Annotated in this window: 16 protein-coding genes; 10 read left to right on the top strand and 6 right to left on the bottom strand. The window is 40.1% G+C overall.

Translation table 11 applies throughout. The annotated features are described in order from the left end of the window. Positions 1-193: 193 nt before the first annotated feature. The 8 genes from pelA (at position 194) to ACN9MR_RS22035 (ending at position 11,083) form a co-directional block, all read left to right on the top strand. Entirely contained in the window at positions 194-1,225 is a 1,032-nt protein-coding gene (gene pelA, locus ACN9MR_RS22070; RefSeq protein WP_426326651.1) for a pectate lyase, read from the top strand. A 111-nt stretch (positions 1,226-1,336) separates the two neighbouring features. Next, positions 1,337-2,848 carry a tagaturonate reductase gene (locus ACN9MR_RS22065; RefSeq protein ID WP_426326650.1) on the top strand — a complete coding sequence of 504 codons (1,512 nt, stop codon included), beginning with the start codon at positions 1,337-1,339 and terminating at the stop codon, positions 2,846-2,848. 1 nt (position 2,849) lies between these two features. Then, positions 2,850-4,496 (top strand): UxaA family hydrolase, encoded by a 1,647-nt coding sequence (locus tag ACN9MR_RS22060; RefSeq protein WP_426326649.1) that lies wholly within the window; start codon positions 2,850-2,852, stop codon positions 4,494-4,496. A 157-nt stretch (positions 4,497-4,653) separates the two neighbouring features. After that, positions 4,654-6,054 (top strand): glucuronate isomerase, encoded by a 1,401-nt coding sequence (uxaC, locus tag ACN9MR_RS22055; RefSeq protein WP_426326648.1) that lies wholly within the window; start codon positions 4,654-4,656, stop codon positions 6,052-6,054. A gap of 114 nt (positions 6,055-6,168) precedes the next feature. After that, complete coding sequence (locus ACN9MR_RS22050) at positions 6,169-7,224, top strand: PfkB family carbohydrate kinase (protein WP_426326647.1); 1,056 nt, start codon at positions 6,169-6,171, stop codon at positions 7,222-7,224. After that, positions 7,217-7,879: a bifunctional 4-hydroxy-2-oxoglutarate aldolase/2-dehydro-3-deoxy-phosphogluconate aldolase gene (locus tag ACN9MR_RS22045; protein ID WP_193419254.1), complete on the top strand. Its 663-nt coding sequence runs from the start codon at positions 7,217-7,219 to the stop codon at positions 7,877-7,879. Before ACN9MR_RS22050 ends, ACN9MR_RS22045 begins: the two co-directional genes overlap by 8 nt. 21 nt (positions 7,880-7,900) lie before the next feature. Then, positions 7,901-9,340, top strand: coding sequence for an MFS transporter (locus ACN9MR_RS22040; protein ID WP_426326646.1), 1,440 nt, complete (start codon positions 7,901-7,903; stop codon positions 9,338-9,340). Between the two features lie 117 nt (positions 9,341-9,457). Then, on the top strand, positions 9,458-11,083 hold the full coding sequence (locus ACN9MR_RS22035; protein WP_426326645.1) for an NADP-dependent glyceraldehyde-3-phosphate dehydrogenase: 1,626 nt from the start codon (positions 9,458-9,460) through the stop codon (positions 11,081-11,083). Positions 11,084-11,282: 199 nt separating this feature from the next. Here ACN9MR_RS22035 and ACN9MR_RS22030 read toward each other — a convergent pair whose 3' ends face one another. The 5 genes from ACN9MR_RS22030 to ACN9MR_RS22010 all read right to left on the bottom strand — a co-directional run bounded on the left by ACN9MR_RS22030 (position 11,283) and on the right by ACN9MR_RS22010 (position 19,716). Further along, the gene (locus ACN9MR_RS22030; RefSeq protein ID WP_426326644.1) at positions 11,283-12,023 is read right to left on the bottom strand and encodes a rhamnogalacturonan acetylesterase; all 741 of its coding nucleotides are present in this window, start codon (positions 12,021-12,023) and stop codon (positions 11,283-11,285) included. A 16-nt stretch (positions 12,024-12,039) separates the two neighbouring features. Beyond that, complete coding sequence (locus ACN9MR_RS22025) at positions 12,040-13,059, bottom strand: pectinesterase family protein (protein WP_426326643.1); 1,020 nt, start codon at positions 13,057-13,059, stop codon at positions 12,040-12,042. A gap of 80 nt (positions 13,060-13,139) precedes the next feature. Continuing rightward, positions 13,140-14,705: a DUF4957 domain-containing protein gene (locus tag ACN9MR_RS22020; RefSeq protein ID WP_426326642.1), complete on the bottom strand. Its 1,566-nt coding sequence runs from the start codon at positions 14,703-14,705 to the stop codon at positions 13,140-13,142. 10 nt (positions 14,706-14,715) lie between these two features. Next, a complete protein-coding gene (locus ACN9MR_RS22015) occupies positions 14,716-16,512 on the bottom strand; it encodes a RagB/SusD family nutrient uptake outer membrane protein (protein WP_426326641.1) in 1,797 nt (598 codons plus the stop codon). A 21-nt stretch (positions 16,513-16,533) separates the two neighbouring features. Further along, complete coding sequence (locus ACN9MR_RS22010) at positions 16,534-19,716, bottom strand: SusC/RagA family TonB-linked outer membrane protein (RefSeq protein WP_426326640.1); 3,183 nt, start codon at positions 19,714-19,716, stop codon at positions 16,534-16,536. A gap of 265 nt (positions 19,717-19,981) precedes the next feature. Here ACN9MR_RS22010 and ACN9MR_RS22005 point away from each other — a divergent pair, with 265 nt between their 5' ends. Beyond that, on the top strand, positions 19,982-20,992 hold the full coding sequence (locus ACN9MR_RS22005; protein ID WP_426326639.1) for a LacI family DNA-binding transcriptional regulator: 1,011 nt from the start codon (positions 19,982-19,984) through the stop codon (positions 20,990-20,992). A 154-nt stretch (positions 20,993-21,146) separates the two neighbouring features. Further along, a complete protein-coding gene (locus tag ACN9MR_RS22000) occupies positions 21,147-22,331 on the top strand; it encodes a class I SAM-dependent rRNA methyltransferase (RefSeq protein ID WP_426326638.1) in 1,185 nt (394 codons plus the stop codon). A gap of 111 nt (positions 22,332-22,442) precedes the next feature. Here ACN9MR_RS22000 and ACN9MR_RS21995 read toward each other — a convergent pair whose 3' ends face one another. Further along, complete coding sequence (locus tag ACN9MR_RS21995; RefSeq protein ID WP_426326637.1) at positions 22,443-22,877, bottom strand: carboxymuconolactone decarboxylase family protein; 435 nt, start codon at positions 22,875-22,877, stop codon at positions 22,443-22,445. Between the last annotated feature and the right edge of the window lie 154 nt (positions 22,878-23,031).

Below are 23,031 nucleotides of genomic sequence, written 5' to 3'. Positions count from 1 at the left end.
ACCACAGATAAATTAAATATTAGCCACGGAAAGGCGGAAGCACGGAAAAAGATTAAAGGGAATTGTCATCCTGAGCCTGTCGAAGGATTTATTTAATTGCGGAAAGCGTTTCGACGAGCTCAACGTGACAGATTGGATGAAAAAAAATACTCCGTGTAATCCGTGCTTCCGTGGCAAACAAAGAACAAACAAAATGATGAAAATAAAAATATTGTTCACCCTAATCTGTGTAAGCTTAATGCTATCGTGTTATGCGCAGCAGCCTACTGATTCTACCGCAGAAAAAATGCTTGTATATCAACTCAGCAATGGTGGCTGGCCGAAGCAGTTGGAAGATAAAAGTGTGGTTAACTATGGTGCAACATTAACGCCTGAGCTTTTAGCCAGGATAAAAGCAACTAAAGATTTACACGCCACATTCGATAACAAAGCAACAAGCAGAGAAGTGGTATACCTGGTTCAGGCTTATAAAAAGACACAGAATAAGGCTTATTTAGCTGCAGCTGAAAAAGGATTGGATTATATTTTAGCTGCTCAATATGCCAATGGTGGCTGGCCCCAGTACTATCCTGATAAAGCTTTGTACCGTTCAGAAATTACCTACAATGACGATGCAATGATTAATGTGCTTAATATCTTACAGGATATTGTTATGCAGAAAAACGATTTTGAAGTAGTAAATCCAGCTTATATCAAAAAAGCAGAGAAAGCCATCGCAAAAGGTATCGATTGTATTATCAAAACACAGGTAAAACAGAATGGAACTTTAACCATCTGGGCTGCGCAATACGATAAAGACTCGATGTTGCCAGCAAAAGCAAGAGCATTTGAGCCGGCTTCGTTAAGCACAAGTGAATCGGCAGGTATTGTCCGTTTCCTGATGAGGCTTAAAAACCCATCGCCAGAAGTAAAAAGCGCAATTGTAGCAGCAGTAAAATGGTTCGATACCTATAAAATTGCCGGCTACCGTTTCGATAGACCGAGCGATCCTAAAACCAATATTAAAACTGCAGCCTTGGTTGCTGATAATACAGCCAATACCTGGGCACGTTTTTACGATATGGATAAAAACACTCCGATTTTTGGAGATCGCGACAATACGATTAAAACAAAATTAGAAGAGTTAAGTCCAGAAAGGCGCAACGGGTATGCCTGGTATGGTAACTGGGGGCAAAAATTAATTGAAAAAGAATACCCGAAGTGGTTAAGTACGAATGGGAAATAAATAATTATAAAATCGTCATTGCGAGGCACGAAGCGATCTTACTACTATGGGTGGGAATTTCTACCGCTTTAAGATTGCTTCGTTCCCCGCAATGACGGAAATCGCAAGGATATGATTTTAAACAAAGAGAATTTAGCAAACATTAACGGCGACAAGGTTACCAAACCAAGTGCCGAAATTTTGGCTTTACCCGAAAAAGTAATCCAGTTTGGAACAGGTGTTTTATTACGTGGTTTACCAGATTATTTTATTGATAAGGCCAACCAGAAAGGGATTTTTAATGGTCGGGTTTTAGTGGTTAAATCTACTTCAAAAGGTGGTGCAGATGCATTTTCAAAACAGGATAATTTATATACGCTTTGTGTAAAAGGTATCGAAGATGGTGTTAATGTAGAAGAAAACTCAATCAACGCCTCAATCAGCCGTGTTTTATCGGCTTCGCAAGACTGGACCGAAATTTTAAAAGCTGCCCATCACCCAGAAATGCAGGTTGTAGTTTCGAATACAACTGAAGTTGGGATTGTTAAAAGCGAAGATAAAATAACCGATAATCCGCCACAGTCTTACCCGGGGAAATTACTGGCATTTTTGCACGAAAGATATACTGCTTTTAATGGTTCGGCCGAAAGCGGAATGGTGATTGTTCCAACGGAATTAATCAGTGACAATGCTGATAAATTGAAAGAAATTTTGTTAGATCTGGCCATCCAGAACAAATTAGGCTGGGATTTCGAAAACTGGCTAAAAACAGCCAATCATTTCTGCAAAACTCTGGTGGATAGAATCGTGCCGGGAAAACTTCCAGAGGCCGAACAAAAAGCGATTGAAAGTGAACTCGGCTACGAAGATGAACTCATGATTATGGCCGAACCCTTCAGACTTTGGGCTATCGAATCGTCAAGCGAAAAAGTGAAGGCGATTTTATCCTTTGAAAAGGCCGATAAAGGGATTTTTATTGTTCCATCGATCGATAAATTTAAAGAGCTAAAACTTCGTTTACTTAATGGTACGCACACCATCAGCTGTGGATTGGCCATTTTAGCGGGCTTTAATACTGTTAAAGAGGCTATGGCGAATGAAGATTTCTCAGCCAATGTGTTAAAACTGATGAGAGATGAAATTGCGCCTGTTGTGGTAAACGAAGATATTACCTATGATGAGGCGATTGCCTTTGCAGAAAGCGTAATCGACCGTTTTAGCAATCCATCCTTAGAGCACCAGTGGCAGGCCATCACGCTAAACTTTACCTCAAAAATGCAGATGCGTAACATGCCATTAATTAGAAGGTATTACGCTTTAAAAAACGAAGTTCCTCAGCTTACCGCTTTAGGTGTGGCAGCATATATCCTTTTTATGAATGTGAATAAAGATGGTGATACTTACACGGCCAGCGCAAACGGAAAAACCTATCCGATACAGGATGAATTTGCAGAAATCTTATATGAATACTGGAAAAATCCTGAGACGGTTGTAGATAATACCCTTGGCGACAGACGTCTTTGGGATAAAAACTTGAATAACTACCCAGGCTTTAACGCGGCCGTAAAATCTTACGTTGATTTATTACAGAACAAGGGTGCAAAAGAAACTTTAAGTAAATTGCATTCAGAAAGAACAATTTAAAATGGTTACTAGAATTTTAAAAATCCATCCTAACGATAATGTGCTTGTTGCCCTGCAAAACCTGGCAAAAGGCGAAACCGTTATTTACGATGGACAGGAATATATTTTACAGGATGATATCCAGGCTAAGCATAAGTTTTTTATGCAGGATATGAATGCAGGCGATCACATCATTATGTATGGCGTGCTGGTGGGGAAAGCACAGCATTTCATTCTAAAAGGCGGCTTAATGGATACTGAAAACACTAAACATGCATCAGATCCTTACGAGTTCCGCCCGTATCATTACGAATGGCATGCACCTGATGTTTCTAAATTTGAAGGTAGAACCTTTAACGGTTATATCCGTAGTGATGGCCGCGTGGGTACTGCAAATTATTGGTTGTTTATTCCGACAGTTTTCTGCGAAAACCGTAATCTGGACGTGATCCGTGAGGCTTTGCACAATGAATTGGGCTATGCGGTAACCGATAAATACAAATCTTATGCCCACCAACTGGTTGAGGCTTATAAAAATGGTGAAATTTTAGCTGAGGCCGATCCAAGTTCTATCGGAGAGGCAAACCCAACAGCCAACCGTGTTTTTAAAAATGTTGATGGCATTAAATTCTTAAATCATCAGGGTGGTTGCGGCGGTACCCGTCAGGATGCTGCTGTATTAAGTAAATTATTGGCCGCGTATGCCGATCATCCCAACGTTGCGGGTGTTACCGTATTGAGCCTTGGTTGCCAGAACTTACAGGTTAAAGATTTTATGGACGATTTAAAACACCGCAGTCCAAACTTTGATAAACCTTTATTCATTTTTGAGCAGCAACAATCGCAAAGCGAAGAACAATTGGTGAAAGAAGCCATCAGAAAAACCTTTATCGGCTTAACCGAAATCAATAAGATCGAACGCCAGCCTGCCCCATTAAGCAAACTGGTTTTAGGCGTTAAATGTGGCGGAAGTGATGGCTTTAGTGGAATTAGTGCTAATCCGGCAGTAGGTTATACATCTGATTTATTGGTGGCTTTGGGTGGCACTGTACTGCTTGCAGAGTTCCCTGAGCTTTGCGGTGCGGAACAACAGTTAATAGACCGTACCAAAGACGAAACCGCTGCGCGTAAATTCATTCAGCTGATGACTGCTTACAACCAGGCTGCAGAAAATGTGGGTTCTGGGTTTTTCATGAATCCATCTCCTGGAAATATAAAAGATGGTTTGATTACCGATGCGATTAAGAGTACCGGTGCAGCTAAAAAAGGTGGAACATCGCCAGTGGAAGATGTTTTAGATTATACCGAACCTGCTACAAAACCAGGATTAAACTTAGTTTGTACTCCCGGAAATGATGTGGAGGCCACTACAGGAAAGGCAGCATCCGGTGCAACATTAATCTTGTTTACCACAGGGTTAGGCACACCAACAGGAAATCCTGTTTGCCCGACCATCAAGGTTTCAACTAATAATGCATTAACCAAACGCATGGGCGATATCATCGATATCAACTGCGGGCCAGTAATCGAGGGCGAAAAAACCATCGAGCAAATGGGGGAAGATATTCTGGAATATTGTATTAAAGCAGCCAGTGGTGAGGTAATCCCTAAAGCGGTATTGCTTAACCAGGATGATTTTATTCCATGGAAACGGGGAGTTAGTCTTTAGTCGTGAGTCATAAGTCCCAAGTCGTGAGTCTTGGAACCAAATTCCGTGGTCTGTGGGGACACAGACCGGGGACAAATATTATTACATAAATAAAAATTAATAAAAAGACGTTTAGATCATCTCAAATCCATTATCTAAATGTCTCAAATCACATAGCATGAAACCTTTTTTAGACGAAAATTTTCTTTTGCAAAGCAAAACTGCTGAAAAGCTTTATCACCATTTTGCAAAATCATTGCCGATTATCGACTACCATAATCACCTTATTCCAGAGCAGATTGCTAATAACACTCAGTTTGCTAATATCAGCCAGGTTTGGCTCGCTGGCGATCATTACAAATGGAGAGCTATGCGTGCCAACGGTGTTGATGAAAAATACATTACGGGCATCGGATCAGATTATGAAAAATTTGAAAAATGGGCAGAAACTGTTCCTTATACACTGCGTAATCCTTTATACCACTGGACACATCTGGAACTTCAACGCTATTTTGGTATAACTGATTTACTTTCTGGCAAAACGGCACAGAAAATTTTCGATGAATGTTCTGCAAAACTGCAAACACCTGAGTACTCCGTACGCGGTTTGTTAGCTAAAATGAATGTAGAAGCTGTTTGTACTACAGATGACCCTTTGGATAGTTTAAACTTTCACCAGCAATTGGCAAGAGAGGGCGCAAACCTTAAAATGTTACCAGCTTTCCGTCCGGATAAAGCGATGAATAGTGACGATATTGAAGGTTTAAACGAGTATATTGATAAATTGGAAAGTGTTGTAGATAAAACAATCAGTAGTTTTCATGATTATATTGATGCTTTAAAAAGCCGCCACGATTACTTTGCGGCAAATGGCTGTTCAGTTTCTGATCATGGTTTAGAGCAGATTTATGCTGAAGATTATACCGAAGCAGAAATCGCATCAATTTTTGATAAGATCCGCAGCAAACAACATATTTCTTATGAGGAAAACCTGAAATTTAAATCGGCTATGTTGATTTATTTTGCAGAATGGGATCATGAAAAAGGATGGGTACAGCAATATCACCTGGGTGCATTGCGTAACAACAATGCCCGGATGTTAAGGCAATTAGGCCCTGATACCGGCTGGGATTCGATCGGCGATTTTAGTCAGGCCAGAATGCTTTCTAAATTCTTAAACCGTTTGGATAATCAGGATAAACTGGCAAAGACAATTATCTATAACCTTAATCCTGCAGATAACGAATTAATTGCAACCATGATCGGAAACTTTAACGACGGTTCTGTTGCAGGAAAGGTTCAGTTTGGTTCGGCATGGTGGTTTTTAGATCAAAAAGATGGCATGATCAAACAACTAAATGCATTATCAAACATGGGGCTGCTAAGCCGTTTGGTGGGTATGCTCACCGATTCGCGCAGTTTTCTTTCTTTTCCGCGCCACGAATATTTCAGACGAATTGTTTGCAACCTGTTTGGAGAAGACATCGAGAACGGCGAATTGCCAAACGACTTGGAGTGGGTTGGCAAAATTGTTCAGGATATTTCGTACTTTAACGCAAAAAATTACTTTAAATTTTAACTAAAATAGGGCTTTAAAGAGGTATTTCGTTGGAATCAAATCATTTCAATCGTTTTCCTTTCATTTTCATACCGTTGCAGAAAACAGCATGAAATACGCCGATTAGATACAAAAATGAGCACCCAAATATTCGCTTCATCAAAAAAAGGAAAAAAAGTTTTAAGCTTTGGTGAAATACTTTTACGCATCTGTCCCGATATGGATGGCCAGTGGTTAAAAGAAAATAAACTACCATTTTATGTAGGCGGTGCAGAGCTGAATGTAGCAACAGCACTGGCACTTTGGAATGTTCCTTCAACTTACTTGTCGGCTGTGCCTGATAATTCGGTAACCCGTGAAATTGTAGATTATCTGGATGCACGGAATATTGATACCACACCTATGGTTTATCATGGCGAACGCCTGGGTTTATACTATCTTCCGAAAGGAAAAGACCTTAAAAATGCTGGCGTAATTTACGATAGGGCTAATTCGGCCTATGCCGATTTAAAGGTTGGGCAGGTAAACTGGGATGAAGTTTTCGATGGCGTGAGCTGGTTTCATTTCAGTGCTATATGCCCGGCAATAAATCAATCTATTGCTGATGTTTGCTTAGAGGCTTTAAAAGCGGCAAGTGCAAAAAATATTACCATTTCGCTCGATTTAAACTATCGCGCCAAGCTTTGGAAATATGGTAAAGATCCGATTGATGTTTTACCTGAACTTGCTCAATATTGCACGCTGATTATGGGCAATGTATGGGCCGCAAATAAAATGTTGGGCACTGCACTTCACGAAGATTTAACACCAACTGAGGGTTATGCAAAGGAAACGTTACTGCAACAGGCAACCGATACTTCTAAAGAAATATTAAGTTTGTTTCCGTCTTGCAAAGCGGTTGCAAATACATTCAGATTCGATCACGGTAAAGGCATCAGGTATTATACTGCCATTTATACTGCTGATGAATTAACAGTTTCAGAAGAATATGTTTCTGAAGAAATTTTAGATAAAGTGGGTAGTGGCGATTGTTTTATGGCTGGGCTGATTTACGGTTTTTACAACCAATTATCGGCCAAAGAAACCTTAAATTTTGCCACCGCAGCAGCATACGATAAATTATACATTCCAAGCGATGCTACAACCAGTACGGTAGCCGATATAGAAAAAAGAATAATACGCAATGATTAGCAACAAGCACAAAATTTTAGATGCCATTTTAGAGCAGGGCATGTTACCCCTTTTTTACCAGGATAGCGAATCGGGTAGCGTAGAAATATTACGCACTTTGTATAAAGCTGGTGTTCGTGTTTTCGAATATACCAACCGGGGTAAATCGGCCTTGCCGAACTTTAAAAAGTTGAAAGAAATCCGCGATGCAGAGATGCCAGATCTTTATTTGGGTATAGGAACCATTAAAACGCCTGCAGATGCAAATGCATTTATCGAAGCCGGAACAGATTTTATTGTGGCGCCGATCGTAAATCCGGCAGTTGCCGAAATTGCAAACAAAATTGGTATGCTTTGGATTCCAGGGTGTATGACGCCGACCGAAATCAGCGTTGCACAAGAGCACAAAGCCATGCTGATCAAAATTTTCCCTGCCAATATTTTAGGCCCTGAATTTATTTCATCAATTAAAGATCTTTTTGCTGGTCAGTTGTTTATGCCAACTGGTGGTGTAGAAATTAATGCCGACAACCTAAAAACCTGGTTTAAATCAGGCGTTTGTGCCGTTGGTATGGGCAGTAAATTAATCAGTAAAGATGTGATGAGTAAAGGTCTTTACGAAGAGTTATTCGACAACACAAAATTAGCGCTTGACTTAATTCAGCAGAGCAAATAAAATTTAACACACCCTAACCAAATGAACCAACCCAAAACAAGCAAATACAGATGGACCATATGTTTGCTGTTATTTCTAGCCACGACCATAAATTATTTAGATAGACAGGTACTTTCATTAACCTGGACAGATTTTATTAAACCTGAATTTCACTGGGATAATAATGATTATGGAAATATTACTGCTTTGTTCTCTATTTTCTATGCGATATCGATGCTTTTTGCAGGTCGTTTAGTTGATAAACTAGATACCAAAAAGGGTTTTTTATGGGCAATAGGCGTTTGGTCTGTTGGAGCCTGTTTACATGCCTTTTGTGGTATCGCTACAGCCGGGATCATCGATGGAAATTGGTTTGTAGGATTTGAGGGGGCCAAAGAAGTTATTGCCCGTGTTAACGATACCGGATTAATTGTTTCGGTAAGTGTAACCCTGTTTATTTTTGCCCGTTTTGTATTGGCTGTTGGAGAGGCAGGAAATTTTCCCGCAGCAATAAAAGCTACAGCTGAGTATTTCCCTAAAAAAGATCGGGCATTTGCAACGAGTATTTTTAATGCAGGAGCTACTGTAGGTGCACTAGCTGCACCGATTACCATCCCTTTTATTGCAAAAGCTTATGGATGGGAAATGTCGTTCATCATTATCGGTGCACTGGGTTTTGTATGGATGGGGCTATGGGTGTTTGTGTATAACAAACCAGAGCTGCATAAAAGAGTTAGTGCTGAAGAGTTGGCTTATATTCAGCAGGATGTGATCAACGATCGTAAACTGGCTGATTATGTAGAAGAGACTAAAGAGAAAGTTTCTTTTATCGACTGTTTTAAATATAAACAGACCTGGGCTTTTGCTTTTGGCAAATTTATGACAGATGGGGTGTGGTGGTTCTTTTTATTCTGGACGCCTGCTTATTTAAAATCGGTTTATGGAATGGATTCTACACAAAGTGCCCTTCCTTTGTTTGTACTTTATATGATTACCTTGCTATCTATTATCGGGGGATGGTTACCAACTTATTTCGTTGATAAAAAAGGCATGAACCCGTATGAAGGTAGAATGAGAGCGATGCTGATTTTTGCATTTTTTCCGCTTTTAGCCTTAGCGGCACAACCTCTTGGGCACATTACCTATTGGATTCCGGTAATCATTATCGGTATTGCGGGTGCGGCTCACCAGGCATGGTCGGCAAATATATTTTCAACCGTAGGCGATATGTTTCCTAAAAAGGCAATTGCTACGATTACGGGCATTGGTGGCATGGCAGGCGGATTAGGCTCTTTCATTATCAATAAAGGCTCTGGTTTATTGTTTGATTACACAGGCAAAAATGAGATTGTTTTTATGGGTTTTAAAGGTGAAGAAGCAGGTTATTTTATTATCTTCTCTATCTGTGCGGTATGTTACCTCATTGGCTGGACTGTAATGAAAACCTTAGTGCCAAAATATAAAGTTATCGAACTAAAATAATTTAAAGGCCGAAGCTTAAGGAGCGTAAGCAATCCTGATACTTGGCCTTTTTACAACAATAAATCTATACTTAAACTATAGACTTAACATTAATTTAACCCTAACAACAACCCCAAATTGAGTACATCGCTAAACCTCGAAAGTATTTTCGTTGAAGAGAGCCAGATTCCAGATGAATTTAGGCTCAAGGAAGAAATCAATCAAAAAGAGTTTCTTTCAAATGGAGAGATGAAACCATGGAATGGACCATTTAATGAAGTGTTTTCTCCGGTATGTGTAAAAACCCCCGAAGGCTTAAAACGAAAGCGTATTGGTAGTTTTCCTGTTTGCACAGAAAAAGAGTCGACAGAAGCTTTAGATGCAGCTGTAGCCGCTTATGATAACGGTCGCGGACAATGGCCAACCATGAGCGTTGCCGATCGGATTAGCTGCGTAGAAAACTTTACCCATAAAATGATTGAGCAAAAAGAAATTGTTGCGAAATTGATTATGTGGGAAATCGGAAAATCTTACGCCGATTCGGTTAAGGAGTTCGACCGTACCGTTGAATACATCTATGCCACCATCGATGCACTGAAAGATATCGACAGGCAATCGTCGCGTTTTGAAATTGAGCAGGGTATTGTTGCCCAGGTGCGCCGTTCTCCGCTGGGTGTGGTGCTTTGCATGGGGCCATTTAATTATCCTTTAAACGAAACCTTTACTACCCTTATCCCGGCTTTGATTATGGGCAATACGCTTTTATTCAAACCACCTAAACATGGTACTTTATTGCACTATCCTTTATTGGAGGCTTTCCGTTCCAGTTTCCCTAAAGGTGTTGTAAATACCATTTATGGCCGCGGCAATACCATTGTTCCTGGATTGATGAAATCGGGAAAAATTAATGTACTTACTTTGATCGGATCGAGTAAAGTAGCCAACGAACTGAAGAAACTGCACCCTAAAGTAAACCGTTTAAGGGCAATTTTAGGTTTGGATGCTAAAAATGCTGCAATCATTACTAAAGATGCCAATCTGGATTTAGCGGTTTCTGAAACTGTTTTAGGTTCGCTTTCTTTTAACGGACAGCGTTGTACTGCGATTAAAATCGTTTATGTTCACCGCAGTTTAGCGCAGGAGTTTTTAAAACGTTTATCTGCCGAAGTAGAGAAACTGAAATTTGGCATGCCATGGGAGAAAGGTGTAAACCTTACACCGCTGCCCGAACTGAACAAACCTGAATACTTAAAAGAATGTATTGATGATGCGGTTTCGCACGGCGCTAAAGTGATCAATAAAAATGGTGGACAAACCTTAGAAACTTTCGTTTATCCAGCCATTATATATCCGGTAAACAGCAACATGAAACTATACCGCGAAGAGCAGTTTGGTCCGATTGTTCCTGTCGTTCCGTTTGATGATCTGGAGGAACCCATCGAATATTTAATTGGTTCGCCACATGGTCAGCAGGTAAGTATTTTTAGCAACAATGCTGCAGTAATTTCTTCATTGATCGATCCATTGGTTAACCAGGTAAGTCGCGTAAATATCAACTGCCAATGTCAGCGAGGACCAGATGCTTTCCCTTTTACTGGTCGTAAAGATAGTGCTGAAGGAACGCTTTCTGTAGTGGATGCATTACGTTCGTTCTCGATCCGTTCATTGGTAGCAACCAAATTTACAGATGACAATAAAAAGTTATTGAACGAAATTGTTAAAGGAGATGATTCGAACTTTTTAAGTACGAAATATATTTTTTAATTAGATTATAAAACTAAGCCGCAGATTCGCAGATTAAGATCTCTGAATTTGCGGCTTTTATCATGTGTTATAGTCCTCGTTTGTAACGAGGATTACTGAGTGCCGCATTTGTAATGTGAGGTATTGTAATTACATCTCGGCGATATAATTGCTATTCTCATACATCCTCGTTGCAAACGAGGACGATTCCTGCCGTATTTTACTTCAAACTCTTTACCAAACTCAACTTTAACTCTTTAATCCCTTTCACCACTAAGCCCGCAACTTGTTTAGCTCCTTCAGGGCTTAAGTGCGTATTGTCTTTTTTGCCATTTGGGTAGTTAACATTTCCTGAATCAACATAATTGAATAATTTAATGGATGGCTCCTCACCTAAGCGGTTTAATAAACTTTCGGTTTTAACCAGCATATCAATCAAAGGAACATTTAACGAATCAGCTACCTGGCGGGTAATTCGAGGGTAATCTCCATGAGAATCGAGCAACACCCCGTTCTTGAAACTCCTGCGTGAGATTGGCGTAAGTAAAACAGGAAATGCTTTTTTGCTTCTGGTTTCTTTTACATAATTAACCAGGTTGATCTTGAAATCTGCTAAGGATACACCAACGGCTGGTTTATCAACTTTCTCATCGTTATGCCCGAATTCGATGAAAACATAATCGCCTGGGTTTAGCTGAGCTAATATTGGGTCCCAGCGTTTCTCTGCCCTGAAAGATTTTGTACTCCTTCCGTTCAAAGCCCGGTTATCAACGGTTACATCAGCCTTGAAATAAGACTGTAATGCCATGCCCCAGCCTGTTTCCGGATACGCTTTTTCTTCTTTATTTGCTGCGGTAGAGTCGCCGATGATATAGAGTTTTGTTTTCTTTGGGATGAATGTAAAAGAAAATAAAACGGCTATCGTTCCTGCCGCCAAAATTTTAAAGAAATTTTTGTTCATGTTTTTATCAGTTATTTTATTTAGCTGGATTCCATTGATCTGTTCCACCTAGTATATTTTTCAAAGTATAGTTTTTTGCCTCTTTATCTGTTAATTGTTTTGTCCATGGCAATCTCGTTTTAGGTGATGCGCCATTGCCCTTACTTTTATATTCTGCATAAAAAACGGTCAATTCCTTATTTGGGAACATCAGATCGCCTTTCCATGGATTCCAACCTTCGGGTAAAATATGTTTCCCCAGATCGCAGTTAATGAATACCGTTTTTGCATAAGGTCTCCATGGTCTGCCGAGATAAGCTTTTGTTACAGTTTCATCTGCAATGAGCGTACAATTTATAAAAACAAATCCGAACTTTTGTTGGGCTGAGGTTGATGCTGCTGTAATATAGGAGTCACTTAAGTTTTTGATGGTGCAATGTTGAAAAACAACCGTAGCCTTGCCGAAAATAAAATCGGTTGTTCCTTCAATATAACAATCCTGATAGTATTGGCGGCTATTTTCGATCGCGGTATAAAGCGTATCCTGATTGCCCAGAAGCCTACAGTTTTTGGCTATAAAACGATCGCCTTCAACATGCAAGGCAACAGCTTGCCCAACACGGCCAGCCGAATTGATAATGCTTAAATTTTCGAAGTGGATATCATTGCCTTGAACCAGTACAGTGAATGAGGTATAAGTGCTGAATTTAGCATTGCCAAAGGCATCATTACCCATCGGGTTTGGCTTTCCTGAATAATCACCACAGGTAATAATGGTTTTATCGACATCTTCTCCAATAATAGAGATTTTGATCTTCCAAGAGGGAATAATCAGCTTCTCTTTATAGGTTCCGTTTTTAACATAAATTTTAACTTCTTTTTCGCCTAGATCCCTCACCGAATTTACAGCTTCCTGAATGGTTTTGTAATTTCCGCTGCGATCTTTCGAAACGGTTATTGTTGATGGATATTTAGGATCCTGGGCAAAAACTTTTGAGCAAATGCCTAGATATAAAAGCAAGGTAGTGGCTATACAGACTATGGTTGATTTCACCATTGGATTACAATAATTCTTTCGTATAAATTTCAACAAAAAAAGGCAGAAACGAGTTCTGCCTTAAAAATCAATTCATAAAATTACAATCTCCATCTAGGATCGCCGATCCCGTTAGTTCTTAAATCTGACTGGCTAATGGTAAAATTGCCAGTTGCAGGTGAGGTAAAACTTGGATTTAATGTCGTAGCGGTTCCTGTATCGTATTTAGCACCAGCAGTTACACTGCCTGAAATGAAGGTTGGTGCAGCAAAGTAGTTATTCGCCGTAAAATTGACAGGTACAATATTTGTTAAAGCCTGATTGGTTAAAATACCGCCAGAATTGGCCACGATGTTTTTTGAAAAGTAAATCTCATGTTTAGCCAGGCGAATATAAAACAATCTATTGCCCGCGCCATTGCTAATCCCATTGAGGGTATTGGTAGCAACAGTGATAACTGATGTTATGGCAGGGAAATTGGTAGAGCCTGTAGGGTCCATTCTAAAAAAGTCTCTAGCCAAGGCAGATGCATACACCGTATTGTTCGTAAAATTTAATGTTTTGGCCAAACCCGATCTAAAATCGATAAAATCTCCACCATTACATTCTATGTTGCTAATCACATTTCCTTTAAAGGTTACCGATTCGATAAGGGTTTTAAGGTTTACGTAGAAAAGCCCTTTGGTATAGTTTTTTACAACGGAGTTTTCGAGCACGAAATTACCATAAGCATTATCAGAAGCTTCATCGTAGATAATGGTCTGATTTCCGTTTAGCGATCCGGTACCATCTAATACCACATCTTTGATTGTTAAACCTGCATTAGCCTTTATTCTAAGAACCATGCCATTAATAATCGGTCTATCAGTTGGTTTTGTTCCCCTTATGGTAATAGATTTAGATGTGATAACATCAGCGTTAACGGTATAAGTGCCGGGAGCAAGCCCGAAAACAGTTCCAGCGGCGGCATTTGCAATCAGTGTTGCCAGATTATCGGATGGACTTACTAATGTTGCGCCCGTAAAATTATAAAGTGTGGTAAAAGTTGCGGTTCCCCTAACTTTTGTTCCGGCAAGCAATTTAGCTGTGTAATCCGTTTCTCCGGTTAAGCCTGTTATGGTTGCTTCTCCAGCAGCAATTTCTGCTGCAGTAACTGCATGCGTAATATTTCCAGGTGTTAGGGTAATTGATGTTGCTGTTTCGCCGGGGGGCCAGTTTAATACCACAGCAGTAGCTGTTATCTTGGTTTGGTTTACCGTTTGGAAAATCTGTTCGGTATCTGTTTTTGCAGAAGTGCTAACCCATTTAGAATCTGCGATTCCCTGTGCAACACCTTTTACCCTAATGGCATATTGTGTATCGCCTATTAATCCGGTTACCGTATAGGGTAATTGTGCCGCTGTAATGCTGGCAATCGATTTTACCGGGGTGCCGGTAAAATCGGCATTATCATATACCTCGATGGTATAAGAGGTGGCATTAGGTACAGCGTTCCAGGTTAATTTAACACCGGTTTTATTTACTATGGTTGCCGTTAAACCCGGGCTAGAAAAAACCCTGTCGACCTCTAACTTGGTAATTTCTTCTAAGTTGTTTTTTTTACATGCCGATAAACAAACTGTTGCCATCAGTAAGAAGGTGTATGCATATTTATTAATCTTTTTCATAACCTCGGGTTTATAAGTTTAAAGGCTTATTGTTTAACATTCCATTAGATGAATCTAAAAATACTTGCCATATTGGCCAATATTGCTGCAGGTTGGGGTCTTTGGTGTAAAGGGCGTTCCAGTAAGAAACAGTTTCTCCAGTGGTAACCATTGTCCAGGCTTTATTTGAGGTATATCCTAAAGCAAGGCCCTGTGCATCGGTATCACCAAATTTTAAACCATAAATTTCTACAGTTTCGCCATTGGCCGCGGTTCTGTAATAAATTTTAGCAGGTAAAGCCGCATACTTACCCTGCCTGTTTTCCAGTTGCTGTAATTTAGTTTTGGCTTCAGCCAGTTTTGTACCCAGTAAATTCCAGCGGATTAGGTCACCTTTCCTGAGCATTTCTCCTGTAAATTCCAATGCTCTTTCGTTTACAACAGCATCGAAAAATGCAGCTTTAGATGCAGTAGCTGTAGCCATAAAAGCCGTAACCTTTGCAGGAGCTGTAGGGTAGGCCCTATCTCGGATCATTTTTAAATATGGGGCTGCAGCGGCTGGACCGTCGATATCGTTAACAGCCTCAGCTGCCATTAAAACTACATCAGCGTAACGCATATACATCCAGTTTAATCCATCATCATTAGTAGCGGTTACCCTTCTTTTCATCCACTCATAACGATATTTGCCAAAGTATAAACGGCCTAAAGCCGATGGTACCTGCGCAGCACCTTTGGTGCCATCGCCACCATCCCATTCGTAAGGCACAACTGTTACATCTCTGCGCACATCCTCATTTTCGTATTCATACAACATAATCGGGTTTGGTCCATCTGTTCCACCCTTGTTCTGACCTGTGTACTGGTCTGTTTTGATATGTCGTACGCCAAGATCAAAAATTACACGGCCACGGCCATCGCTAAACGGAATTTCCCACATCGATTCTAAACCTGCTGTACCGGTTTCCTCGTTTAGTTTTCTAAAAACTTCTTCAAATCCCAGCAATCTTAATTTACCGCTTGCAATAATTTCCAGACATTCTTTTTTGGCAATGGCATACATTTTATCGTGTGATAATTCCGGATCGGAACTTAATTTGACAGTTCCATCCAGGCGCTGTGCATAACCACCTGCGGCTAATGCCAAACGCGCCCTTAAGCCTTTTGCAAAAGCTTTGTTTACACGCTCTACTTTGGCGGTTGTGGTATTATCGCCAGGCCATGGCAGGTAACCTGCTGCTTCATTTAAATCGGCTAACAGTTGTTTGTAAATTACATCTCTGTCGTTTCGTGGCAAATAAGATGTTGCGGTAGTAATTGGCTCAAAACGTGCTGGCACATCACCCCAGCCTTTTATCAGGTCGTTATATAAAACAGCTCTTAAGGTTAAAATTTCGCCAAGAATCTGCGCCATTGCCGGGTTGCTTTCTATATTACCATAAGTCCTAATTCCCCTTATGGCCAGGTTGGCTCTTTCAATGCCTTCGTAAAATTTAGCCCATGCATTATCTGTAGTGTTCATTTGGCCATTGTTGACATTACAGTTGTAGTTAGACAGTTTTGCTTTGTCATCATCAACCGATTTTAAGGTATTATATACTTCGGTATCGTTGTTAAGCCCATAAAACACCAAAAAACGGCCCCTGTACGAATTGGTTTCGCCAAATGATTGTAGTACACCTGCTACTGAACCCTCAGCTAAGCTAGGCGTAGAAAAAATAACAGACTCATCTAACGAGGATTTTGATGGTGCATCTAATGTTTTTTTACAGCTACTTACAAATGTTATTCCTGTAATGATGAATAGCGCATATATAATTCTTTTCATTGTCTTAAAATTAAATGGTCTCTAAAAATTAACGTTTAGCCCGAACACGAAAGATTTACTTCTTGGGTATGCAGAGTAGTCAACACCAGGCGTAAGCGGTGTATTCCGTCTCGTCGAAACCTCTGGGTCGAAACCACTGTAATTGGTCCATAACCATAGGTTGTAAGCAGAAGCATAAAACCTTAATTTTTTCATTTTCAGTTTATTTGATATTTGTGCGGGCAGGGTATATCCAAGCGTTAGTGTAGATAACCTTAAAAACGAACCATCTTCTACAGCCCAATCACTTAATACAAAAGTTTTGGTATATGGCGACCATAAAGTGGTGTTTGCATTCATGGCTGTTAATTCGGCCGGGTCGTTACTGATTGTTCCGTCAGCTCTTAAATTCGTCCAGCGCTGTCCGCTTTCCATAACCGAAATTAGATTTCTGGAAGCATATTTACTGGTAGAGGTATACTCGATCTTATTTGCATTGTAAACATCATTTCCATAGCTCCAGTTAAAATACGCACCAAGATCAAAATCGTAAATTCTCGAATTAAGCGAAAAACCACCGGTATTTAATGGGTTGGTATTACCGATAATCGACCGGTCGGATAAATCAATCTTTCCATCGCCAGAAATATCTTCTATTTTCATGGTACCCGGGCGTACTGTGCCTACAAATGAAGTCGCATCAACAATACCTGGCTTTAATGTCCATTTGCCGGTTGTGGCGTTGTAGCCAGTAAAATCGGATACTTCATATCTGCCAGCACTCTTATATCCATAAATACGGCCAATAGATGCACCTTCTTCTACAAGATAATCTACACCAATTTCTGTTGATGCCCATCCCGAAGTACCGTTAATATTTTTAACCGAACCTAATGAGATTACCTTGTTGCGGTTAAAACTGATGTTTGCATTTACCGACAGATCGAAATTCTTTTCTTTTACCGCGTTCCAGTTTAAAGAGAATTCTAAACCTTTGTTCTGGGTTTGGCCCAGGTTACGGTACTGCGAATCATAACCGGTGCCCCCAACCGGGAATAAGATCAGGAGGTCTTTAGTTTTATTTAAGTAGGCATCAATTGTACCAGTCACTTTCGAGTTAAATAAAGCAAAATCGAGCCCGATGTTCCTGGTCACCGTTGTTTCCCATTTTAAATCAGGGTTTGCCATGATTTTAGATGCTGCCCAATAGTTATTGAAGCCATTTATCCAGGTGGTGGTAGAATTCTGGAACGATTGTGTAATCTGCCCCGGAGGGATATTGTTGTTACCTGCAGCACCATAACTTCCCCTTAGTTTTAAATCTGTTAACCAGGATTTTGTGCTATTCATAAAATCTTCCTGAGAAATTCTCCAGCCTGCTGAAACTGATGGGAAATAACCCCAGTGGTTTTCGCTTGAAAATTTAGAAGAACCATCTGCCCTGAATGTAGCGCTTAACAGGTATTTGCCTTTATAATCATAATTGGCCCTGCCGAAAAACGAAAATAATTTATCATCCGGCGAGAAATTGTTGTCTATTATAGAAGCTTTACCTTGTGTGGTTAATACCCTGGTTTGATCGAATGTAAATGTTTTTGGAAAGCCATGGACCTCATTAGTCAAAATATTCTGTTCAGTTTTGATAAATTCCTGTCCCAATAAAACATTTAGGTTGTGGTTTTTACCAAGGATTTTATTGAAGCTATAATTAAGTGTATTCGTGTTCCTAAAACTATTCCTGGTGGTGTTCATAGAACTGAGTGTAGGCAGGTTAGGATAATCGGCAAGGTTTTTTACATAGTAAGTCGTAATGCCATAAAAGCGGTCCTGATCATTTCTAAGCCCATCGTAACCTACTTCGGAACGTAGTTTTAAGTTATCGATGATTTCGTAAGTTGCTGCTCCGTTGATGTTATAGGCTTTACGGTGCACGTACTGATCGTTATCCGAAATGGCCACCAGTGGGTTGTATAAGTTAAATTCATCATTGGTATCCGTTGATGCCGTTAGGCCTGGCACCGGAAAGGATGGGTACAGGATAGCATATTTTAAACGCGAATCGGCTGATGATTTTTCATTCTGTTCGTTCGCACCACCGCCGTTGGTTTTGGTATCGGAATAGCGGAAACCAAAATCTAAAGCCAGCGAATTGTATAGTTTATGGGTTAACTTAAAGTTGATGTTTTGTCTTTTAAAATCAGACATCTGCATGATGGCCTTGTCGTTTACCAAACTGTGGCTCAGGCTGTATTTGGTCTTGTCGCTTCCGCCGGTAATGCTTAAATTCTGGTTAAAGGTTGTTCCGGTCCGGCCAAAAACCAGGTCCTGCCAGTTGTTTTCTGCCACATTATTGTACAAATCTATATCCTGATAATTTCCAAAATATTGAGTGTAATCTGTTAGGGAGCCATCTAAAAGCGCACGCTCATATTGCCAGTGCACATAATCAGAAGCCGACAACACACCCAGTTTCTTCGCTATTTTTCTGGTGCCACCAAAAACGTTATAAGTGATATTCGTTTTTCCATCTTTACTGTTTTTTGTGGTAACCAGTATTACGCCGTTAGCGCCCCTTGCCCCGTAAATGGCCGTTGATGATGCGTCTTTTAAGAGATCTATTGATTCGATATCCTGTGGAGCAATATCGGAAATGGAGGCTACCGGGAAACCATCAACAATATACAATGGCGAGTTATCTCCGGTAATGGAACCACCTCCCCTAACGCGCACATTAATCTGTGCATCTGGCGAACCTTCTGATGATGAAATGTTAATTCCAGCTACGCGACCTTGAATGGCCTCCAATGCAGAAGAAACCGGAGCTGCAGCAATTACATCAGCACTTACCGAACCCACTGCACCAGTTAAATCTTTCTTGCGTACAATACCGTAGCCAACGTTTACGGTTACCTCTTCAAGATTGTTAGCATCCTCATCCAGGTTAACTGAAAGTTTCGTTTCGTTTGTTACCGTAACATTTTTGGTTTTATAACCAATATAGGTAAAAGTTAAAACCGAACCATTTGTAGGAATGCTGATCTTGAAAACTCCATTAGCATCGGTACTGGTTCCACTTTTTGTGCCGGCAAGGGAAACACTCACGCCAACCAGGACCTGTCCGTCTTTTTTATCTTTCACGGTTCCAGTAAGCTGCCTGTTTTGTGCTTGAGCCACTGATAATCCAATAAAAGAGAGAAATGTAAATAAGAGTAAAACTCTGCTCATAATGATTAATTTAGTTGATACGATTTGGTTTTTTACGATGCTGCAATCGCTTGCATATAGAATATAATTCTATTTCGGGATGTTATATTTGGTTTATATTTGGTTACGTTGGTGTAACAATTTTACAAACTAAAAAGCAATTGAAACCAGATTTAACTAAAAAAGTGTGCAAACGTTCCCAAAAACGTTAGTTTGACGTTTATTAATATTGGTGATTGAATCCCCTTAAAGAGATATTTTTTGTAACTTGTACGCAATACGAAACATGAGATTTGAAACATCTACCATAAAAGATATTGCTAAAGCATTGGGACTGTCGACCTCTACAGTTTCCAGGGCTTTAAGAGACCGTTACGAAATTAGTGAGGAAACCAAAAAACTGGTTTTGGCTTATGCCGAAAAGGTTAATTACCGCGCTAATCCAATCGCCAGAAGTTTAAAGGAGCGCCGTAGCTATTCTATTGGCATTATTGTAAGTGAAATTGCCAATAACTTTTTTTCTCAGGTGATAAATGGCATTGAATCAATTGCTTATGACAGAGATTATCACGTCATCATCTCTCAAAGTCACGAATCGTACAAGCAAGAGAAGCTAAACGTAGAACACTTAGCATCACGTTCTATTGATGGTTTATTAATTGCGCTATCGTCTGAAACACAGGATATTGATTATTTAAGAGATTTATACGCTAAGGGCTTACCGATTGTTTTTTTCGACCGTGTGCCTAAAGATTTTGAAACCCATAAGGTCATTGCAAATAACTTTAAGGGTTCTTTTGATGCCACAGAACATCTTATTTTATCCGGAAAGAGAACCATTGCCCATTTAACAAATTCCGAAAACCTTTCGATAACGAAAGAAAGACTCGAAGGTTACAAGGCAGCCCTGGTTAAGTACCATATCGAATTTAGGCCTGAGCTGGTTAAGTATTGCCAGCATGGCGGCATGCACAGCGCAGAGCTGGAACAGGCGGTTAAAGAACTTTTGCCATTACAACCAGATGGGATTTTTATTTCGAGCGACCGCTTAACCACAGGCTGTATTATGGCCCTAAAGAAAACCAATCCTGAGGTGGCACATAAAATCGCAATTGCAGGTTTTACAAATTCTAACCTGGTCGAATTATTTTCACCATCTCTAACCTCTGTTAAGCAACCCGCTTTCGAAATGGGACAGGTGGCTACCGAACTGTTAATCTCTATGATAGAAGCCAAAAGACCCGTAACTGAGTTTGAAACAAAGGTTTTGGATACGGAGTTGGTGAAGAAGCGGTGAGCGCCAAGCGGTTGGCGTTTTGTGCAAAGCGTTTAGCGGTATGCGGCTGATGTACGGCAGGCTAAACGTCCAACCCTCCACGCCAAACTTATCATTCATCGCTTAGCGCCAACCCCTCTACGCCAAACTCCTCACAAATTATTACCTTTGCGCTATGGTAGAAATCACATTAAAAAAGGGTAAGGAAAAAGCGGCATTACAAAGACATCCATGGGTATTTTCTGGCGCATTGGAAAAAGTTAAGGGAAAACCTGAAGATGGTGATGTAGTAAAGGTTTTTGCTTTCGACAATGAATTTCTGGCCTATGGTTATTACAACAGCAATTCGCGTGTTGCCGTTCGTCTTTTGGAATGGGATGAAACGCAAACCATTGATAACAGCTGGTACCAGAACCGCTTAAAACAAGCAATAGCTTCACGTCAGTTTATTTTAAGTGAACAGACCAATACCTGCCGACTGGTTTTTAGCGAAGCCGATTTCCTGCCAGGCTTAATTGTTGATCAATATGCGGATTTCCTATCGCTACAGATTTTAAGTTCAGGAATCGAAAAAGTGAAAGCGGAAATCGTAGAGATTTTAAAAACTGAATTAAATCCAAAAGGGATCTTCGATAAAAGTGATGCAACGGCACGCACCCATGAAGGTTTACCTATTGAGAACGGATTACTTTGGGGCGAAAATCCACCAGAATTTTTAGCCGTAAAAGAGAATGGAATTACCTACAACATCAATATTGCCGAAGGACAAAAATCAGGATTTTATTGTGATCAGCGCGATAATAGGCACATTTTAGCCAGTTATACAAAAGGTAAAAAAGTTTTGGACTGTTTCAGTTACAGCGGTGGTTTTAGTTTAAATAGTTTGGCCAATGGGGCGGCGGGCGTTACCAGTGTTGATAGTTCTGGGTTAGCTGTAGAAACACTAAAACAAAACGTAGCCTTAAACAAATTCGATGAGGTTAAAGTAACAGCCATACAGTCAGATGTAAACAAACAACTCCGGGCATTCAAAGAATCAGGAGAATTATTTGATGTGATTGTGCTCGATCCACCTAAATATGCGCCATCGCGTTCGGCATTAGACCGCGCAGCAAGAGCTTATAAAGACTTAAACCGTTTAGGTATGTTATTGCTTGAAAAAGGGGGCTTATTGGCCACTTTCTCTTGCTCAGGAGCAGTTGATATCGAAACCTTTAAACAGATTATCGCCTGGGCAGCACTTGATGCTGGAAAAGAGGTTCAGATTATTAAACAATTCTGCCAACCAGAAGACCATCCGGTTCGGATTTCTTTTCCGGAAGGAGAGTACTTAAAGGGATTGTTGTTAAGGGTGCTATAAATTTACCACTTTACCAGATATACTTTAAACCACAAAGACACAAAAGCACCAAGATTTTGAACATTAACAGGTGTTATCGTGTCTTTGTGATATGCTAAAAGCGGAATCTAATTATCCAACCATTACTTTAGCGGTAATGGCCAGTCTGTTCCAGGCATTAATGGTAACTATCGCCATAATAATCTGCGCTAATTCCTGCTCGTTAAAAAAGCTTGCCGCTTTTTGATAAGTTGCATCAGAAACATGGTGGCTAATTAAAGTTACTTCTTCTGTTAAGGCTAAAACAGCTTCTTCCTGTGGGGTAAATAAGGTTGTTTCTCTCCAGGCATTTAATAAATACAAACGTTGTTCAGTTTCTCCTATTTTGCGGGCATCGGTTGAGTGCATATTTAAGCAAAATGCACAGCCGTTAATTTGCGATGCACGCATTTTAATCAGTTCTAAAAGAATTGGATCTAGTTTGCTGGTTGATAAGTATTTCTCTAAACCGTACATGGCCTGGTAAGCTGCGGGTTCTACTTTTGGGATATCAATTCTACTTTCCATTTTATTTGTTTTTTGATTACGATGTAAAGGTCTGCAACTTAACGATCAAAAAACTTAATGTAGTTTAAGAAATGAATTTTCTAACCGCAAAGGGCGCAAAGGCTTTCGCAAAGTGCGCTAAGTAGGGTTAAAAGTCCTGTTCGTTCGCCATTTA

It is taken from the genome of Pedobacter sp. R-06, assembly GCF_049913135.1.
Classification (GTDB): Bacteria; Bacteroidota; Bacteroidia; order Sphingobacteriales; family Sphingobacteriaceae; genus Pedobacter.
The sequence above is the reverse complement of the archived record's forward strand: the minus strand, read 5'-3'. Positions and strand labels throughout refer to the sequence as shown.

Excerpts from the sequence above, each read along its gene's own strand:
- ACN9MR_RS22000 (WP_426326638.1), top strand. The coding sequence starts at position 21,147 with ATGGTAGAAATCACATTAAAAAAGGGTAAGGAAAAAGCGGCATTACAA.
- ACN9MR_RS22005 (WP_426326639.1), top strand. The coding sequence starts at position 19,982 with ATGAGATTTGAAACATCTACCATAAAAGATATTGCTAAAGCATTGGGA.
- ACN9MR_RS22015 (WP_426326641.1), bottom strand. The coding sequence starts at position 16,512 with ATGAAAAGAATTATATATGCGCTATTCATCATTACAGGAATAACATTT.
- ACN9MR_RS22025 (WP_426326643.1), bottom strand. The coding sequence starts at position 13,059 with ATGGTGAAATCAACCATAGTCTGTATAGCCACTACCTTGCTTTTATAT.
- uxaC (WP_426326648.1), top strand. The coding sequence starts at position 4,654 with ATGAAACCTTTTTTAGACGAAAATTTTCTTTTGCAAAGCAAAACTGCT.
- pelA (WP_426326651.1), top strand. The coding sequence starts at position 194 with ATGATGAAAATAAAAATATTGTTCACCCTAATCTGTGTAAGCTTAATG.
- ACN9MR_RS22010 (WP_426326640.1), bottom strand. The coding sequence starts at position 19,716 with ATGAGCAGAGTTTTACTCTTATTTACATTTCTCTCTTTTATTGGATTA.
- ACN9MR_RS22030 (WP_426326644.1), bottom strand. The coding sequence starts at position 12,023 with ATGAACAAAAATTTCTTTAAAATTTTGGCGGCAGGAACGATAGCCGTT.
- ACN9MR_RS22045 (WP_193419254.1), top strand. The coding sequence starts at position 7,217 with ATGATTAGCAACAAGCACAAAATTTTAGATGCCATTTTAGAGCAGGGC.
- ACN9MR_RS22050 (WP_426326647.1), top strand. The coding sequence starts at position 6,169 with ATGAGCACCCAAATATTCGCTTCATCAAAAAAAGGAAAAAAAGTTTTA.
- ACN9MR_RS21995 (WP_426326637.1), bottom strand. The coding sequence starts at position 22,877 with ATGGAAAGTAGAATTGATATCCCAAAAGTAGAACCCGCAGCTTACCAG.
- ACN9MR_RS22065 (WP_426326650.1), top strand. The coding sequence starts at position 1,337 with ATGATTTTAAACAAAGAGAATTTAGCAAACATTAACGGCGACAAGGTT.
- ACN9MR_RS22020 (WP_426326642.1), bottom strand. The coding sequence starts at position 14,705 with ATGAAAAAGATTAATAAATATGCATACACCTTCTTACTGATGGCAACA.
- ACN9MR_RS22040 (WP_426326646.1), top strand. The coding sequence starts at position 7,901 with ATGAACCAACCCAAAACAAGCAAATACAGATGGACCATATGTTTGCTG.
- ACN9MR_RS22060 (WP_426326649.1), top strand. The coding sequence starts at position 2,850 with ATGGTTACTAGAATTTTAAAAATCCATCCTAACGATAATGTGCTTGTT.